The 17,476-nt window shown below is 63.2% G+C and carries 16 protein-coding genes; all 16 read right to left on the bottom strand.

The window, feature by feature from the left end:
- Positions 1 to 24: 24 nt before the first annotated feature.
- The 16 genes from ONG87_RS19280 to ONG87_RS19205 all read right to left on the bottom strand — a co-directional run bounded on the left by ONG87_RS19280 (position 25) and on the right by ONG87_RS19205 (position 17,450).
- On the bottom strand, positions 25 to 189 hold the full coding sequence (locus ONG87_RS19280; RefSeq protein WP_122477093.1) for a hypothetical protein: 165 nt from the start codon (positions 187 to 189) through the stop codon (positions 25 to 27).
- A 124-nt stretch (positions 190 to 313) separates the two neighbouring features.
- On the bottom strand, positions 314 to 1,396 hold the full coding sequence (locus ONG87_RS19275) for a polysaccharide biosynthesis/export family protein (protein WP_122477095.1): 1,083 nt from the start codon (positions 1,394 to 1,396) through the stop codon (positions 314 to 316).
- Between the two features lie 89 nt (positions 1,397 to 1,485).
- Complete coding sequence (locus ONG87_RS19270; protein WP_122714906.1) at positions 1,486 to 2,685, bottom strand: glycosyltransferase family 4 protein; 1,200 nt, start codon at positions 2,683 to 2,685, stop codon at positions 1,486 to 1,488.
- Entirely contained in the window at positions 2,663 to 3,736 is a 1,074-nt protein-coding gene (locus ONG87_RS19265) for an acyltransferase (protein WP_122477098.1), read from the bottom strand. The genes ONG87_RS19270 and ONG87_RS19265 overlap by 23 nt, the downstream gene beginning before the upstream one ends.
- Positions 3,733 to 4,845 carry a glycosyltransferase family 1 protein gene (locus tag ONG87_RS19260; protein WP_264381860.1) on the bottom strand — a complete coding sequence of 371 codons (1,113 nt, stop codon included), beginning with the start codon at positions 4,843 to 4,845 and terminating at the stop codon, positions 3,733 to 3,735. The genes ONG87_RS19265 and ONG87_RS19260 overlap by 4 nt, the downstream gene beginning before the upstream one ends.
- Before the next feature lie 113 nt (positions 4,846 to 4,958).
- Complete coding sequence (locus ONG87_RS19255) at positions 4,959 to 6,260, bottom strand: hypothetical protein (protein WP_192176413.1); 1,302 nt, start codon at positions 6,258 to 6,260, stop codon at positions 4,959 to 4,961.
- An 8-nt stretch (positions 6,261 to 6,268) separates the two neighbouring features.
- On the bottom strand, positions 6,269 to 7,594 hold the full coding sequence (locus ONG87_RS19250) for a hypothetical protein (RefSeq protein ID WP_264381859.1): 1,326 nt from the start codon (positions 7,592 to 7,594) through the stop codon (positions 6,269 to 6,271).
- The gene (locus tag ONG87_RS19245; RefSeq protein ID WP_264381858.1) at positions 7,563 to 8,801 is read right to left on the bottom strand and encodes a glycosyltransferase family 4 protein; all 1,239 of its coding nucleotides are present in this window, start codon (positions 8,799 to 8,801) and stop codon (positions 7,563 to 7,565) included. Before ONG87_RS19245 ends, ONG87_RS19250 begins: the two co-directional genes overlap by 32 nt.
- The gene (locus tag ONG87_RS19240) at positions 8,798 to 9,802 is read right to left on the bottom strand and encodes a glycosyltransferase (protein ID WP_122477106.1); all 1,005 of its coding nucleotides are present in this window, start codon (positions 9,800 to 9,802) and stop codon (positions 8,798 to 8,800) included. The genes ONG87_RS19245 and ONG87_RS19240 overlap by 4 nt, the downstream gene beginning before the upstream one ends.
- Positions 9,803 to 9,841: 39 nt before the next feature.
- Positions 9,842 to 10,354: a transcription/translation regulatory transformer protein RfaH gene (gene rfaH, locus ONG87_RS19235; RefSeq protein WP_264381857.1), complete on the bottom strand. Its 513-nt coding sequence runs from the start codon at positions 10,352 to 10,354 to the stop codon at positions 9,842 to 9,844.
- Positions 10,351 to 11,136: a WbqC family protein gene (locus ONG87_RS19230; RefSeq protein ID WP_185795347.1), complete on the bottom strand. Its 786-nt coding sequence runs from the start codon at positions 11,134 to 11,136 to the stop codon at positions 10,351 to 10,353. Before ONG87_RS19230 ends, rfaH begins: the two co-directional genes overlap by 4 nt.
- Positions 11,137 to 11,162: 26 nt before the next feature.
- Entirely contained in the window at positions 11,163 to 13,379 is a 2,217-nt protein-coding gene (locus ONG87_RS19225; protein WP_264381856.1) for a polysaccharide biosynthesis tyrosine autokinase, read from the bottom strand.
- Positions 13,376 to 13,825, bottom strand: a complete 450-nt coding sequence (locus ONG87_RS19220) for a low molecular weight protein-tyrosine-phosphatase (RefSeq protein WP_185795345.1) — start codon at positions 13,823 to 13,825, stop codon at positions 13,376 to 13,378. The genes ONG87_RS19225 and ONG87_RS19220 overlap by 4 nt, the downstream gene beginning before the upstream one ends.
- A 7-nt stretch (positions 13,826 to 13,832) precedes the next feature.
- Positions 13,833 to 14,759, bottom strand: a complete 927-nt coding sequence (locus ONG87_RS19215; protein WP_264381855.1) for a glycosyltransferase — start codon at positions 14,757 to 14,759, stop codon at positions 13,833 to 13,835.
- Entirely contained in the window at positions 14,756 to 16,288 is a 1,533-nt protein-coding gene (locus tag ONG87_RS19210) for a lipopolysaccharide biosynthesis protein (protein ID WP_264381854.1), read from the bottom strand. Before ONG87_RS19210 ends, ONG87_RS19215 begins: the two co-directional genes overlap by 4 nt.
- Positions 16,289 to 16,334: 46 nt before the next feature.
- Entirely contained in the window at positions 16,335 to 17,450 is a 1,116-nt protein-coding gene (locus ONG87_RS19205; protein WP_192104488.1) for a DegT/DnrJ/EryC1/StrS aminotransferase family protein, read from the bottom strand.
- Between the last annotated feature and the right edge of the window lie 26 nt (positions 17,451 to 17,476).

Genomic DNA, 17,476 nt, shown 5'->3' with positions numbered 1-17,476 from the left:
CTTCAGCTCAGGTCGGCGCCTGGTTCAGGCCTTGTCGTCCTGCTCGTCCTGCTGCTCGTCATCGTGCTTGAGCGCCGGCTTCATGCCTGGCTGTGGCGCGTGTTCGGCGTTGGGTGCGATCTCTTCGCCGTTGTTCTTCTTTTCCTGCTGGACTTTCTTGTCGTGGGCAACGTTGCGTGGGTCAGTCATGGGAATTCCTGAAGTGGGCAGATGATGCGAAAGCCCATCGGCGCGAAACGCGGGCACTGAGCGCCTGGGCAAGACTTGGAGTCAAGCGCTTGCCAAAGCGTTCAGTGGCGCTTCTGTGGTCCGATCACTGACCCAGTGCATTACCGGTAGCAACCACGGTGGCCGACGGCAGCAACTGGCTGATGAAGCGGTTCCAGCGGGTGATGTCCGAAGGACCGACGAAGACCACGTCCGAGGCCTGCAGGTCGAACTGGCGGGCGAGCAGGAAGGCGGTCGGCTTCTTGGCGTTGAGGTAGAACACCGTGGCCGGTTGCTTGGAGCGGTCCTGGGCGCCACGGATCACGTAGATGGCCTCGGCGTTGGCGGTTTCCTGGGACAGGCCACCGGCATTGCCCAGCGCTTCGAGCAGGGTGAAGGTGCTGGTGCCGTAGGTCATCACCTGGGGCGAATTGACTTCGCCGAGCACGTAGACCTTGTTTGCCCGGTTGTTGCCCAGGTGCAGCTGGTCGCCGTTCTTCAGGTAGATGCCGTTAAGCTTGGAGTCCTTGCGGTTCAGGGTGTCGATGTCCAGCAGGTACTCGTGCCCATCACGCTTGAGGATCAGCCCGGCCAGGTTGCCGCTGCCATCGTCGCCACCGGCGCGACTGACCGCTTCGATCAGCGACAGCGGCACGTTGTTCAGAACCTGCGGGCCGGCGTTCTTGAACGAACCGGAAAACACCACGCGCTGGCTGGCGTAGTTCTGCACGTTGACGTCCACCTGGGTGTCGGTCAGGAAGCGCGACAGGGCGCGCTGCAAGTCATTGCGCAGTTCGCTGACCGTCTTGCCCTCGGCCTGGATGGAGTTGATGAACGGGTAGTACACGGTACCGTCGTTGCGCACGATCTGCGTGCCCTGGGCGCGTGGCTCCTGGTTGGTTGGCGAATTCAGCTCGACGTGGTCCCAGACTGTGATCTGCAGACCGTCGCCGGCGCCGATGCGGTAGTCGCCCGGCGTGTAGCCATACAGCGCTGCCGGTACCGGTTCGGGCCGGTACAGGCTCTGATGCTGCGCGACCGTCTGCGCGTTGATCGGCAGGACCGTTACCGGTCCGGTTGTGCCGATGTCGTCGGCGGCATCCTCGGGCGTCATGTGTTGCCCTGGGGAAAACACACATCCTTGCAGCAGCACGGCGAACAACGCGACTACGAATACAGTTCGTTTCATTGCAATCTTCCTTGGAGAATCAGACTTCTCGCACGGTATTTGGGAGGTTCAGAACAGCGGTGTTGCGTTACAACATGTTCCTGCGCGGCCTAGAGCTTCTGGGCCGCGGCGAGCAGCAGGCCGGTGTCGGCCAGGCCCAATACCGGGTTGCAGTCGAAGGCGTCACCCAGGCGTGCTTCGTTCCAGCGCTGCTCGACGAACTGGCGCATTTCCCGTTCGAAACGCTTTTCCGCGAACTGCAGGGCATTCTCGCGGCAGGTGCGGGCATCAAAGCGCGACGCCTGGCTTTCGAACGTTTCGATGGCGGCCGTCAAGGCAGCCACTGTCTGCTGGTAATAGAACACACCGGTAGGGTTGTCGTCGTTGAGCCCGCGTACGGTTTCAAGGGTGCCGCCACGGCCGAAGGCAATCACCGGCGTACCGCAGGCCTGGGCCTCGACCGGGCTGATGCCGAAATCCTCTTCGGCGGCAAAGACGAAGCCTCGGGCGTTCTGCATGTGCTCGCGCAATACCTCGAACGACTGATAGCCCATCAGCGTGACGTTGGGGCCGCACACGGCGCGGCACTTTTCCATTTCCGGGCCGTCGCCGATGACGATCAGGCGCTTGTCGGGCATGGCGCTGAACGCCTCCACCATCATCGGCACTTTCTTGTACGGCACCATGCGCTGGGCGGTGAGATAGAAGTCCTGCTTCTCGGTCTGCAGGTTGAAGCCCGTGGTGTCCACCGGTGGGTAGATCACCGTCGAGGGGCGGCGATAGGCCTTGTCGATGCGTCGACCAATGAACTGCGAGTTGCTGATGAACTCGTCGACACCGGCGGCGGTGCGTTGGTCCCACATGCGCATGTAGTGCAGGATCATCCGCGCCACTTTGCTCTTAAGGCCGGCCAGCAGATTGGCTTCGCGCAGGTACTGGTGCTGCAGGTCCCAGGCGTAGCGAATGGGCGAATGCACGTAGCTGATGTGCAACTGGTTGGGCCCGGTGAGCACACCCTTGGCCACCGCGTGGCTGCTCGACAGGATCAGGTCGTAGCCGGACAGGTCCAGTTGCTCGATCGCCATGGGCATCAGCGGCAGGTATTTCTGGTAGCGCGTGCGGGCCTTGGGCAGGCGCTGGATGAAGGTCGTGGTGGCGCGCTTGCCCCCCAGGTGCTTGCGGTCTTCGTCACTGAGAAAGTCGATGACCGAGAACAGGTCCGCGTCGGGCCAGATCTTGAGCATCGAAGCCAGCACCTTTTCGGCACCGGCGTAGGTGACGAGCCAATCATGGACGATTGCTATTTTCATAGGGCACCTGCAGTTCGGGAATGAGGGGCGCGCTCGGACGAGCACGGGCGTTGAGTCGTTTGCTCAACTTGATGAAAGGCAGTTCGACGAAGCGATAGCTCACGTGCGCAGCCAACAGCGACAGCGCGGTGGCAAGCAAGGTCACCGACAACGAACGACCGGGAACGCCCAGCAGGTAACGGCACAACAGCTCCATGCTCGGATGCAGCAGGTACAGCGAGTAACTGATGGTGCCCAGCCACAGCAACAACGGTTGATGCAGGCGGATGCGCTGGGTCAGCAACATGAAGCTGCTGATGGCCAACAGATAGGTGAAGCAGTAGCGGAACCAGTACTCGCCATTGCCGGCATCGAAGCCGTAGGCGGCGAAGAAAGTCGGCGGCAGGGCCACGGCATAGGCCAGCAGCAGGCCCTTCACGCAGCGGCGCACCTGGGCATCGGCCTGGCCGAGCAGGCAGTCGCGCCAGATCGAACCGAACAGCATCAGCGACAGCCCCAACGGCAACGCCACCGGCAGCTTGCGTTCGAGCAGCATGCGCATCAGGCCCATGCCCACTGCGGCGGCCAGCAGGGCCAGCGAGCAGGCGGCGCGAAAGCCGGTGCTGCGCAGTCGGCCGATCAGCATCAGGCCCAGGCACAGGGCGTAGAACAGCCACTCGATGAACAGCGTCCAGTACAGCCCCATCACGTCTTCGACGCCCATGGCGGCCTGCAGCATGGTCAGGTTGGCGACCACCTGCTGCCAGCTCGGCAGGGTTTCGCCGGTCAGCGCCAGCATGCTGATGTACAGCGCCAGCGACAGCCAGTAGGCCGGGTACAGGCGCAGCACCCGCGAGACGATGAAGCGCCGTGCGCCGCCCGGCCCCGGTTGCAGGCTGAACGGAATCACCACGCCGCTGAGCAGGAAGAACCAGATGACGCCCAGCTTGCCGATGTCCAGCCAGAAGTACGGCAGCGCACCGGGGCCCAGCAATGGCTGCCACAGGTGACAGACCACCACCAGCAAGGCGGCGATACCGCGCAGGGCATCCAGATATCCCAGGCGAGTCATGAGTGCTCCTTGCCGCTGGACGGCTGGTTCAGGGTGGCACCGCGTGGACGCCGTACCTGGACACTGTCGATGCGATCGCTGATCAGCCGTGCCGAAGCATCCCAGCTGAACCGCGCCACGTTCTGCAGACCCAGGGTGCGCAAATGCTGGCGAATGGTCAGGCTGTTCAAGGCCAGGGCCATGGCCCGGCTGATGTGCTCGACATCCAGCGGGTCGAAGTACAACGCACTGGACTGCAGCACCTCGGGGATCGAGGCGGCATTGGCCGCCAGCACCGGGCAGCCACACGCTTGCGCTTCGAGCGGCGGAATGCCGAAGCCTTCATACAGCGAAGGAAACACGAAGGCCGCTGCGCCCTGGTACTGCTCGATCAACTCGGCGTCGCTCAAGCGCCCGAGAAAGCGCACCCGAGCATCGCGCTTGGCCAAGGCTTCCAGATCGGGGTCGGAGAACACTGCACCGCCGCCGCCGACGATGCGCAACTCCACCTGGTCGAAACCCTTGAGCTGCAGGAACGCCTGGATCATGCGGCTGAAATTCTTGTGCGCGCTGGGCGAGGACACCGCCAACAGATAGCGTGAGCCGCCGGTTTGCAGCGGTTCGCCGGGCTGAAATTCCTCACCCACGGCATTCGGCACCACGAGAATCTTCTGCGCCGCAAAGTTGTAGAACTCGCCGATCTCGCGTTTGGAAAACTGGCTGACCGTGATCAAGGTCTTCAAGCGCTTGAGCAGCAGGGGCGTCATCAGGCGATAGGCCGTGCGGAACTGCCAGGTGTAGCTTTGTGGGTGACGCACGTAGGTGATGTCGTGGTGCGTGGCGATCTGGTTGCCATAGAACAGCGGCGCCGTGGCGCACAGCGACAGCAGCAATGGATTGCCCTGGCTGCGCAGGTAGCGCGGCAGGTCGAGTTGTTCCCACAGGTGACCGGTACGAGTGCCCACGACCTGAGCATCCAGCAGCCGAGCGGTTTCGTGCATGCGCACGCCCGGCGAGGTGACGAACACCAGGTCGTCACGTTGACGCTTGAGCGCCAGGCAGGTCTGCTCGGCGAACCGTTGCACCCCGCGTAGCTCCTGGGTCAGAAAACGTGCATTGATGACAATCATCGGAACATCCTTGGCTCACGCGCTTGCTAGAGGTAGTGCCGCGTCCAACAGGCGCGGTCGATGGCGGCGCACGATGCGCTGCGGTTGAGGCCCGCTGCGGCGGGCATCGTTTTCTACTGCGTGAACAACCAATTGGCCTTGCCCAGGCTGATGATCTTGGGAAACTCGGAGGCGGTTATCACGGTGGTGCAGTAGTGCTCACCGCAATCCCACGGGTTCTCGCTTTCGCGCATGCCCACGCCGGCCTGGCGGGTGTCGACCAGGCGCGCACCGCCCTTAAGCAATGCACTCGACTCGATCCTGACCTGCCGCGACTGGCCCACGGCCCAGATCACCAGCACCTGCTCGTCGCCCTTGGCGAAGCGCAACTGGTACAGGGAGTCGCTGATCACGCTGTGCCTGGGGTCGTAGCTGTATTGCGACAGGTACGGTGCAATGGCCTTGAGCGTGGTGTACGCAGGCTTGGGGTTGAGGTCGTTGTCCAGCAGGCCGAAGTTGTGCTCGCGCTCCTTGGGGTCGCGCCCGTCGTTGTACAGGTCGTACCACCACATGCCCTGGATGGCCGGATGGATGCGGGCCAGAAAGAACCCGCGTGCCAGGTACGCCGCCTGGGTGGTTTCACTGACCCCGCACGGTTCGTCGGCGCTGGGCCAGCTCATTTCCGTGAGGTACAAGGGCACCGGGCGCCGGGCCAGGGCGTCGAGCCGAGTGGAGATGTCGCTGAGCCATTTGATCCAGCTTTCCGGCGTGTTGCCGCCATGGTCCTTGCGGCAGTGCACGTACGGATGCAGCGACAAACCATCCAGATCATCCATGACCCCAGCCTGCACCAGGCGGTCGGCGAAACCTTCCTGCAAGCCCTGGGTAGTGACTGCACCGGCTATCAGGCGCACGTTCGGATCGTTGCTGCGCAACAGTTCGCTGGTCTCCTTGATCAGCGCGGCATAGTCGCGGCTGAAGGCGTCACTGGTCGGGTCTTCCAGGTCCCATTCGTTCCAGATCTCGTAGAAGTCCACCTGGCCGCGCAAACGTCGGCTGACGAAGTTCACGTAGTTGGCGAAGGCATCGCGCACGAACGGGCTGCGTGGCTTGGCGTCGCGCTCATACCATTGATTGCCGTAGCCCAGGATCAGCATGTTGCCGATCTGGCGGTCGCGCAGGGCCTGCAGATAACGCTGCCAGCCCAGTGGGAAATTCAAGCGCTTGGGCTCCAGCTCCACAGTGGACCAGAACAGGTCATCGCGTGCCGATACGATGCCGGCTTCCTTCATGAGCAAGGTCGGCCGGGCCACCGGCCCGGTCGAGTGGAGCAGGTGGGTACCCACACCCACGATGAAATTGTCGGCGGCCTTGGCATGCCCGTGGGTGAACAGCCCCAGCAGTATCCAAACCAAACGTTGCAGCAATCTGGGCATAGAGAGGTTCATGTCAGTTGGAGGCCATCGGGGTAATCATCACGGTTGCTGCGACGTCGTTCGGCAATCAGCCAATGGCTGGGCATGGCCTTGCGGCGCATGGCATGGGCCACGGCCATGCCCAGGAAAAGTCCGCAGACCGGCACTTCGAGCACATCGGTCGTCCAGCCCACCACCACCACGCACAGGGAAATGCTCAGCAGCCCGCGGCCCATCCAGCTGTTCTTGCTGCGCAGCGTCATCAGCAGCGGCAGCAGCAGCGCATACAGCACCGGGCCCATGAGGCCGAAACAGGCCCACAGGTACATGAACAGGCTGTCGGCGACGGCCGGGTACTTGACGTTGTCCACCGGGAACATGTTCACCGCACTGCCGACCATGCCGAAGCCGCCGCCGGTCCAGTTCCAGTCGCGGCGCAGCACTTCATCGGCCAGGCGCGGCCAGGTGTTGATCATGCGGTCGTACAGCGATACCAGGCTGCCTTCGGCGCCACTGGCGGCCAGGCTCGGGTCCAGCGGTGTCCACAAACCGATCAGCGGCAGCGCGGCGCCGACACCGACCAGCACCGCGAACAACACGCGGCAGAGCAGGCGCTGGTTGTACAGCGGCATCACCAGCAGGGTCACCAGGAACGCCGCGGCGGTCGACTTGTTGGTGGTCACCAGAATGGTCGCGAAGGCCAGCGCCAGCAGGCCCAGCATCAACACCTTGGAACGCATGAAAGCGCTCAGGTACAGGGTGAAGATCGCGGTCAGCGTTGCCGCAGTGGTCGACATCCGGGCGAAGCCGGCAGGCCGGTCGACGCCGTCCGCTGCCCAGGTCATGTTGCCGGTCAGCTCCTGGTCGCCCAGGTTGTAGCTGTAGCCCTTCCACGGCACCGAGAACATGCTGTCCACGTACACGCCGGTGATGGTCGCTGCCAGGCACAGGCCGACCGCCCAGCCCAGCAACACGCGGCGCTGCTCCAGATGCTCGCCGCAGACCAGGCCGAACAGCAGCGGGATGTACACGAAGATGCTGAACAGCGGGTTGGCCAACGCTGCGCCGTGCAGCAGGCCAAGGCCGGCCGACAGCACCAGCCCCAGCAGCATTATCCAAAACAGGCGGTGCGCCTTGAAGCTGGTCAGTTCCAACGCGAACAGCACCACACACAGCACTTTGGGCAAGTACAGCAGGGCCGAGATGCCGGCCTGGTCGAAGTAATAGCGCAAGGCGCCGGAAAACGTTTCGGCCAGCAGTAGGCCGATCGCGGTCCAGACCACCAGCGTCGACTTGTTCACCGCAAGTCGCGCTGCCGGCGCCTCAAAGTGACTGAGTGACAGGGCTGATTTCATGATGGACATTTCTTCTTTGCAGAACATCGAGGAACAGCTGTTGGTAACTGTCGAGCATCCGTTCCTGGTCGAGCAGATGCTCGACGCTGTCACGTGCCTGGGCGGCCAGGCGTTCGCGCAGTTCGGGATCGCGGTACAACTGCAGCATCGCCAGGCCCAGGGTCTGCGGCTCGTCGGGGTTGCACAGCAGGCCGTTGACGCCGTCCTGGATGATCTCCGGCAAGCCGCCGCGGGCACTGGCGATCACCGGCACCGAGTGGGCGCAGGCTTCTACCGCCACCAGGCCGAACGGCTCGTTCCAGATCGACGGCACGATGGCCACGTCGATCTGCCGATAGAAGGTTTCCGGCGACTGGTAGCCGACGAAGTGGATGTTCTCGCCGCCGGCCTCTTGCTTGAGCAATTGCTCGTAGTCCAGTTGCCCGCGCCCGGCGATCTGCAAGGTGGCGTTGAAGGGCAACCGCTTGAACTGATTGATCAACCAGCGCAGGCCCTTGGGTTCGGACAGCGTGCCCAGGTAGCCGAAACGCAGCGGCTCGGCCTGATCCAGGCGGGCGAAACGCGACGGCGCGTGGTCGATTTTCGGGCTGGCGTTGTAGATCACCTGTTGCGAAGCATTGCGGAAGAAGCGTGCGTCGGTGAGCTTGCCCAGCAGGTGCTGGCTGACCCCAACCACCGCGTCGACCTGGGCCGAACGTTCGGCATGGCCCTGACGGAAATGCTTGCACAGGGTGCAGGGCGTCTTGCAGGCGGCGTTCTTCTTGAACATGTTGCTGCTCGGGCACATCAGGTACATGTCGTGCAGCACCTGCACCAGCGGCACGCCGGATGCGGAGATCTCATCCCACGCCGACACCGACCAGCCACTGAGGTTGTGGCACACCACCAGGTCGACTTTTTCGGCCGCCAGCACGTCGCGCAGGTAGGTGCGCATGCCCATGTTGTACTTGTCGCGCAGATGCCAGCCCAGCCGGGCCAGCGCGCCGGGGCGCTGTTCGCTGAAGTGCCAGTAGGTGTTGAGCAGCCCGGCGCGATAGACCTTCACGCCTTTCACGTATTCATGCTTGAGGCCCGCGTCGGGACCGGTGCTCAGCACGCACACTTCGTGGCCACGCTGGTGCATGCCCTCGACCGTGCGCTGCAGGACGATTTCAGCACCGCCGCCGATGTGCGGCGAGTACAGGCTGCTCAGGAACAGTATCTTCATAGTGGGTAGGATTCGTGAATGCCCAGACGACCCGATTCCCCGTCACGCATGGCTTGCTGAAGCAAGCCCAGGCGTCGGTCCGAACCGCTCCTTTTTGCGAAATAGCGCAGCAACAGCAGAAACACCGAGCGATTGAGTCGATACAACAGGGTCGAGCCGGCCCACACGTGCTTGTCGAACCAGGCCTGGTTGCGCGCGGTGTAGTAGGCGCGCAGGTCCGAGTTGCCGAGCAGGAAACTCTCGAAGATGTTGTTGGTACGCGCCTTGGCGTTCCACGATTCTTCCAGGTCGTCGAGCAGCGCTTCGGTCACCAGAAAGATCTGCCCACCACTGGCAGTGATGCGCCAGGTGTACTCGGTGTCGTCGGCATACAGCAGCAGGTCTTCGAGCGGCAGGCCGATCTTCTGGAACACGCTGCGGTGTGCCAGCAGGCCGCCGTAGGTGGTGAATGGCAATTGCACCAGCGGCTTGCTGGTTGCCTTGCGCCCGGCGGGCTTGCCCCAGGGCGTACGGCGCCAGAGCTTGTAGGGCAGTTGCGCGACATGGAAACCGAAGCAGCTGGAGCGCAACTGGATCGCGTAGCGATGCGGCACGCCGGAGGCGATGTCGGCCTGGTGGTTGGGGCGGAAGCCGATCACGGCCGCCTTGTCCACGCCGACGAGGCGCTCGCACTCGTGCAGCCGCTGGTGCAGGGTCTCGACCGCGCCCAGGGTGGGGGCATTGTCGTCGTCCATCAGCCAGAGGTATTCGGCGCCCAGTTGCAGCGCCGCTTCGATACCCACCTTGTAGCCATTGGCCGAACCGGTGTTGCTGGGCAACTCGATCACGGTGATCTGGGTTGGCCACTGCGTGCGCAGCGAGTTCAGGTCGGCGCGCGACGCGTTGCTCACCACCACCACCCGTTCGATGTGTGCAGAGGCCAGCGAACGCTCGATCAGCGCTTCCAGGTAACACAAGCGATCGCCGTACGTCAGTGTCACCAGCGTGGTCTTGGCATTCATCGAACAGCTCTCCTAAAGCATCGTATGTCTGTGCGCCGCTCAGCAGGCGTGCGCGGCAAGCCGCTGCAGGCTGCTGCGGGGCAGGCTGATGCGCTGTTCGCGCTGCAGCATGTTGAGCAGGATCACGGCGCGTTCATCGCCGTCCTCGCAGAGGAAAATGGCCTGTACGTCACTGTCGCCGTTGCGCACACGCACCGCTTCGCCTTCGGTGAAACGCACCGCGTTCGCCGAACCGGCCTGCGCGCGCTGGCGGATGCTGGCGATCAGGCTGTCCGGCACCGGGCACGGCATGCCGCCGAAGGCAACGATGCGGCACACCCCACGGGTCGAGCGGATCGGGTACCAGTTGTCGTTGCAGTCCAGGCGAATGAACAGGTAGCCGGGGAACAAGTCCTCGTCGGCCACACGGCGGCTGCGGGTCAGCACCGGGGCCGCGCGCAACGGGCGAAAGCAGTCGTATTGCTGACGCAGCAGATGTTCTTCGGCACGGGCTTCCTGCCGCGGCTTGGTCTGGATCAAGTACCAGTTGGCGTTGCTGTCGAAGTCGTTCATGAGCGCATCTCGATGGCGTGGGCGGAAGGGCTGGTGACCACTTTGACGGTGTCCTGCGCAGCGCTCGGCTTGAGCGTGCTGTAGCAGGGCAGCCACTGGCGGATCCGTGATACCGGGTTGAACATCAGCACGTCGATGATCGACAGGTTGGCCACGAACGGGTCCTTGAACTGCGTGTAGCAAAGCTCGTCCATGCGGTGGAAACGCAGTTCCAGATCGTGACGAGCGAAGTATTCCTCGTCGTACAGGGCCGTGCCGCCGATGGGGTTGAGGTAGCGCTGCGCATCGAAGTGCCGCGCCAGCTTGACCACACGGTCCTGCTTGTCCTGCACCTGGCGCTGATCCACCGGCAGGGTGGACATGACGTGGATCGGCGTGTCGATCTGCAGGTACTCGCAGACCTTGCGCAGCGAGTACTCCAGGTACAGCGCCAGGTTGCGTTCCGGGTAGGTCAGCAGCGGCTTGAGCAACGCCAGCACCTCGTCGCGGTAAGGCGCGCGGGAGTAGCTCATGGCGATGCTCTTGAGCAGCTTGTCCAGCACCTGCGGAGCGTTGTCACTGAGCTCGCGCTGATTGATCGCCAGGTCCGAATGGTCCTTCTTCAACGGCAGGGTGAACAGCGTTGCAGCGCCCGAGCTGAGCAGTCGGTTGCGGTTGACCCAACCGGGGTGTACGTACTGCAGGCTGTCGCCGAGCACAAAGGCATCGGCGCCGGCGATCAGCTGGAAATAGCCGAAATAGGGAAACCAGTAAGGCTGCATCATTGCTACGGTTCTGGACATCGGGAGACTCCTGCCTTGCTAGGCGATTACTTCTTGCTCGGCGAATAGTCGTAGCCGTAGGCGGCGCAGTCGTACTCGGCGGTGGACGCCTTGCGGATCACGCCGTTGAATATCGCGCCCTTGACCAGCACGCCGTTCTGCGCGAGGCGCCGTTTGCTGACCTCGATTTCCTTGACCGAACTCTGGCCAAAGCGGGCCACCAGCAAGGTGGTCCCGGCCTGGCGGCCGATCAGGCTGGCATCGGTCACGGCGATCACCGGCGGGGTGTCGATGATCACCAGGTCGTAGTGCGGCGACAGCTCGCGCAGCAGCTTGCTGAAGTTGTCATGCATCAACAGTTCGGAAGGGTTCGGCGCGGCGAAACCGCAGGCGATCAGGTGCAGGTTGTCCACTTCGGTGGCGTTGATCACCTCGGTGTTGCCCAGGCGTGCAGCCAGGGCATCGGACAGGCCGTGCTTGGGTTGCAGGCCGAACACGCGGTGCAGGTAGCCCTTGCGCATGTCGCCGTCGATCAGCAATACGCGCTTGCCGGCCTGGGCAATGATCACCGCCAGGTTGGCGCTGACGAACGACTTGCCCACGCCCGGCATGGGGCTGGTGATCATCAGCACGTTGTTGCGCGCTTCCATCATCGCGAAGTGCAGGCTGGTGCGCAGGCTGCGCAGCGACTCGATGGCCAGCTCGCTGGGGGCGGCCACGCTGAGCAGACGCGATTCGCGATTGGTCACGCCCTTGTCGCGTTTTTTCTGCAGGCGTTCCTGCTGGCGCGACAGCGGCAGCGAGGCGTACACCGGCATGCCCAGGTTCTCGATCACTTCCGGGTTTTCCACGCCGCGGTAGAACGCCTGGCGGATGAAGATGATCGCCACGGCGACCAGGGCACCCAGCAGCATCGCCACCAGCACGATGACGGCGCGCATGGGCTTGACCGGCTCTTCGATGTTGCTGTCGGCCTTGTCGATGATCCGTACGTTACCGATGTTGCCGGCGCGGATGATGTCCTGCTCCTGGCTCTTGTTCAGTACCAGGGTGTAGGTCTGGGTGGTGACCTGCATGTCACGGGTCAGGCGCAGCAGCTCCTGCTGGGTCTCGGGCAAGCCCTTGATCTGTGCCTGCAGGGAGGTCTTCTGCGACTCGATCTGGCTGATCTGCTGGCTCAGTGCGGCCGAGGCAGGGTGCTGACGGGTGTACAGGCGATCAAGGTCGGTGCGCTTGAGGCGCAGCTCGGACAGTTGCGCATCGTAGGCCACCATCTGGTCGAGCAGTGCCTTGGTCTCCAGGGTGATGTCCACCGACTTGGTGCGCATCTGGAAGGCGTGCAGGGCTTCTTCGGATTTTTCCAGTTCCTTGCGCACCACCGGCAATTGCGAGCGCAGGAAGTCCAGGCGCTGGGCCGCTTCGGCCGAACTGCGTTCCACGTTCTGGCGTACGTACAGGCGGCTCACTTCATCCAGCACGCGGTTGGCCTGTACCGGGTCGGTGTCGTTGATGCTCAGGTAGACGATGCCCGAGTCCTTGCCCGATTCGGCCACGCGCAGACGCTGCTGGTAGTCCAGCGAGGTGTTGAGCAGGCGATTCTTCACCAGGCGGAATTCAGTGCCGGGGCGGGCGGTCAGTTCAGCCAATTGCAGGGTGATGCCGTTGCCCTGGCTGATCTCGCCGACACGACCGCTGAGCAGCGGTGCGCCACCGGCGTCCACCAGTCGATAAGTCGCATTGGGCCCGGCGACCAACGTCATGCGCTCGCCCAGCAGGTTGGCCGGCACGTCCAGGTTGAACACGTCGATCTTCTCGCCGCCCCAGGCGAACGCATCCAGACCGAACAGCGGGGCGGCCAGTTTCTGGCTGCCGGTGGGAGTGAATTCGCGGGCCATGTAGCGGCCGATCGCCGGGAAGTAGCGCGGCGTGGCCACCACGTCCAGCTTGAGGTCGCTGACCACCTGGCCGAGCACGGTGCGCGACTTGATCAGTTCGATCTCGGTCACCGCTTCCGATACCGAGGCCGGCTTGGTATTGAGCTGCGGGGTGGCATCCAGACCGACCTTCTTCGGCTCGATCTGGATCATGGCGTTGGCCTGGTACACCGGCGTGGCGATCACGGCGTAGAAACCACCGAGCAGGGTGAACAGAGCCACCACCACGACAATCAGTTTCTTGTGATCGAACAAGGTCCGTAGAATCGTCGCGAGATCGATCTGGGTGTCCTTGTAATACTCCAGGTTTGTACGGTTCATCGCGGTCATCTTTGTCGATCCTCAGATCTCAGGTAGGGCAACCAGCCTTCGATACACCGAGTCAATTCGGTGTAGGTCCGTTGAAAGGCGGCAATGGGGCGGCGATAGGGATCGTCGATTTCGAAGTCGTCGCGCCACTTGCCGATCAGGAACGTCTTGCCTCGCGTGTGCGGGGCCTTGCTGGTGATGCTGCGCAACTGGCGCTGGTCCATGACCAGGATCAGATCGGCCCAGCGCACCAGCTCGTCGGTAAGCTGGGTGGCAGCGTGCGCCGGCTGTGGCACCTGGTTATCGGCCAATACCTGCGCGGTGAGACTGTCCATGTCGTTGCCCACGCATGCGGCCAATCCGGCCGACTCGACCTGCAGGTGCGGCGCGTGCTTGCGCAACAGCGCCACTGCCATGGGGCTGCGGCAGATGTTGCCGATGCAGATCACCAGAACCTTGTTGATCATGTCGTCTTCAGCCCCTCGCCGCGGCGGGCGTCAGGCGTCGCAGCAGGTTGCGGCTGACGTTGCCCGACACGTGCAGTACGGCCTTGAGCTTCTGCACCGGTCTGATAGCGGCGATGCACATGCCCGACACCTGGACCAGAAAGTGCTCGTAGAGCACCCGGTCGCCCTGACGGAAGTAGTAGTTGGCGAGGCACGCATAGGTGTGCAGGGTCATCTGCAATTTGCTCTGGTTCGGGCGCTGGGAAAAGATCCCACCAGGGTGCAGGCGGTAGCGCGCCGGTGCGATGTCGGCCAGGTACTTGCCCTTGCCGTGGGCACCGAGCATCGACCACCAGCACAGGTCCAGCACGGGTGCCTGTTCCAGCTCCCGGGGCAGCTCGTGCAGCACGTTGCGAAAGCAGGTGGTGAGCGTCGAGATCGGCCGGGTCTTGAGCAGGTCCATGGCGGTGGCATCGGCCTGGTACTTGCCGGTCAGCTGGATACCCTTGTCGCCCTCGCTGTCGAAGGCCATGGCATCGTGGTAGGTCAGCACGTAGTCGCGGTTGGCCTCGAGGAAATTCACCTGCTTCTGCAGCTTGAGCGGGTCGATCCAGTAGTCGTCGCCCTCGCAGTAGGCGATGTACTTGCCCAGCGCCCGGTTGAACAGGGCCGGGAAACACCAGCGGCCCAGTTGGTACTGGTTGTGCTCGTGGAACACCGGCTTGATGATGTTCGGGTACTGCTCGGCGTAGCGGCCGATCACCTGCGTGGTGCCATCGGTGGAAGCGTCGTCGTTGATCAGAATCTCGAAGGCGAACGTGGTGCGTTGCGCCAGGAAACTGTTCAAGGTCTGCTCGATGTACTCGACCTGGTTGTAGGCCGGGCACGTGATCGACAGCAGCGGTTCCTGGCCCTCGGGCCAGGTGTGCATGATCTGTTGTTCGGTCCGGTTCATCGTTCGACGCTCGCTCTGCTCAACTTCAGGAAAACCCGCTGGGCCAGTGGTTTGTAGGTCGCTGCCACCAGGGTCAGCGTCAACACGCCGCACAAAGCCAGGGCGGCGAAGATCACCAGGCGGTTGTTGGACCCGCCGGCAATTGCCGTGAACAGCGGATGGGTCAGCAGCACGCCGAGCACGGTGCTCAGGCTGATGCGCAGAATGTCGTGCAGCCATGGCCGGTGCAGGCCAGGGGCCAGGCGCCGATGCACCACTTGCGGCCACAGTGCGAACGACACCAGGCGCAACAGGAACCAGGTCACGGCCGCGCCCAGGGCGCCCCAGCCGTACACCGCGATGATCATCGCCGGCACGCTGATCGCGGCCGAAATCACGCTGTACCAGATGTGCAGGCGCATTTCGCCGTAGGCGTATTGCAGGTGGTACTGGAACGCGCTGACCGCCAGGATGGCGCTGCCCAGTGCGTACCAGAACAGGATCGGTGCGCCCCACTGTGCAGCCTGCGTGTCGCCGCTCCAGGCGAACAGCAAGGGTTCGGCATAGAACGCGATGATCGCCGCCAGGGGAAACAGAAAGGTGCTGACGAAGCGGCTGGCACCCAGGTACAGGGCATGCATGTCGCCTTCGCGGCCTTCGGCGACCTGCACCGTCATGCGTGGCAGCAGGGTCTGCACCAGCGGGTTGATCATCATCATGATGCCGGTGGTCAGCAACGCGACCAGCGAGAAATACCCGTATTCGGCCAGCGGCAGTACCTTGGACAACAGCACCTTGTCCAGCTGGGTCAGAACGATCCACACCACCGCGGTCAGCGACACACTGGCAGCGAACGGCAGGATCGGTTTCACCAGCGCCCAGTTGAACCCGCTCAAGGGGGTCGGTGCGGGCAGATGGCGGTAGGCCTTGGCGGCGAAGATCAACGTCTCCACCAGCGCCACGAACAGTTGGAATTCGAAGAACACCTGCGCATCCTGCGACACCCAGGTCACCAGCACCAGGCCGCCGAAGTAGCGCAGGGTGGCGATCACCACGTTGGCGTTGTTCAACCAGGCGTGCATCTCCAGGCCTTGCAGGCCGCTCTTGTACAGGGTGGCGAACAGGCGCAGGCCCACCATAACGCCCATCAGGATCACGCAGTTGACGATGGTTCGCGGGTCCAGGGCCTGGGCCTGCAGCCAGTGCGTGGCCATCCAGTCGCTGGCCAGGTAGACGGCCAGCGCACACACCACTGCCATGGGCAGGAACACCAGCTCGAAGGAACGCATCAACCAGCCGCCGATGCGCTTGGCTGCGGCGCTGTCGCTGCTGCCCTGATGATGCGCGATCTGGCGTACCAGCGACGGCGAGACGCCGGCGTCGAGCAGCAGCAGCCACGCCTGCATCACCGCGTAGAAGCCGATCAGGCCGTATGCCTCGGCGCCCAGATGGCTGAGGTAGAACGGCATGATCAAGATGCCGATCACCAGCGCATAGGCCTGGCCCAGGTAGCTGAGGGCGGTGTTGTGGATGACCGAAAGCTTCTTCATCGACGATTGCCCTGGTTGCACGCTTTCAGGCTTTGGTTACGGCGGTTCATACGGCGGCGGCCCATGCAACGGGTTGTGGATAATGCAGCTCGTGGCCGCGCAGCAGGGTATCGATGACCTGATCCTGAGTGGCGCGTGCCAGCCCGGGGTAGATGGGCAGGCACAGCACACGGTCGCTCAAGCTGCGCGACTGGTACTGGACCGCTTGCGGTTGCAGATAGTCCAGGGTATCGAGCGAGGGGTAAAAATAACGTCGCGGGTTGATACCGCCAGCCTGCAGCGCGGTGCGCATGGCCAGCACCTGGGCTTCGTTCTGCAACGCCACCGGAAAGTAGCTGTAGTTGATCTGGCTGTCGTCGGCCTGACGTTGCAGGTCCAGGTAGCCACCCAGGCGCTGGGTGTAGTAATGACCCATCTCGGCGCGGCGCTCGAGGATGTTGTCGATGTCGTCGAGCACGCTCAGGCCCATGGCGGCGCAGAACTCGTTGAGCTTGGCGTTGGTGCCCAGGCCTTCGATCTTGTCGACGTCGGTGATGCCGAAGTTGCACAGCTTGCGCACACGGGCGGCCACATCGTCGTCGTTGGTGACGATTGCGCCACCCTCGATGGTATGGAACAGCTTGGTTGCATGAAAGCTCAGGGTGCTGGCATCGCCCCAGTTGAATACCGATTGGCCGGCCTGTTTCACGGCGAAAGCGTGCGCGCCGTCGTACACCACCTTGAGGCGGTACTGGCGGGCAATCGCTTCGATGCGTTCCACCGCGCAAGGGTTGCCGAACACATGGGTGGCAACGATGGCACTGGTGTCGGGCTGCAGGCTGGCTGGAATCTGCTCGGGGTCGATGTTCCAGGTGTGCGGGTCGATGTCGGCGAATACCGGGCGAATGCCTTCCCAGTGCAGCGAGCTGCTGGTAGCTACGAAGCTGAACGGCGTGGTCACGGCGCTGCCGGACAGGCCCAGGGCGCGGTAGGCGACTTGCAGTGCCAGGGTGCCGTTGTTGGTCAGGATCAGATGGCGCACGCCCAGGTAATCCTTGAGGCGCTCCTCCAGCTCGCAGCACAGCGGACCGTGGTTGGTCAGCCAGTGGGACTCGTAGATACGGTCCACATAGGCCTTGAACTTGTCGATGTCGCCCAGATAGGACTTGGTTACGTTGATCATTTGCTGCTCCCTGGCTGCTCGCCATT

It is taken from the genome of Pseudomonas sp. MM227, assembly GCF_947090715.1.
In the GTDB taxonomy this organism is placed as follows: domain Bacteria; phylum Pseudomonadota; class Gammaproteobacteria; order Pseudomonadales; family Pseudomonadaceae; genus Aquipseudomonas; species Aquipseudomonas baltica.
This window is presented reverse-complemented; position numbering and strand designations above follow the sequence as displayed.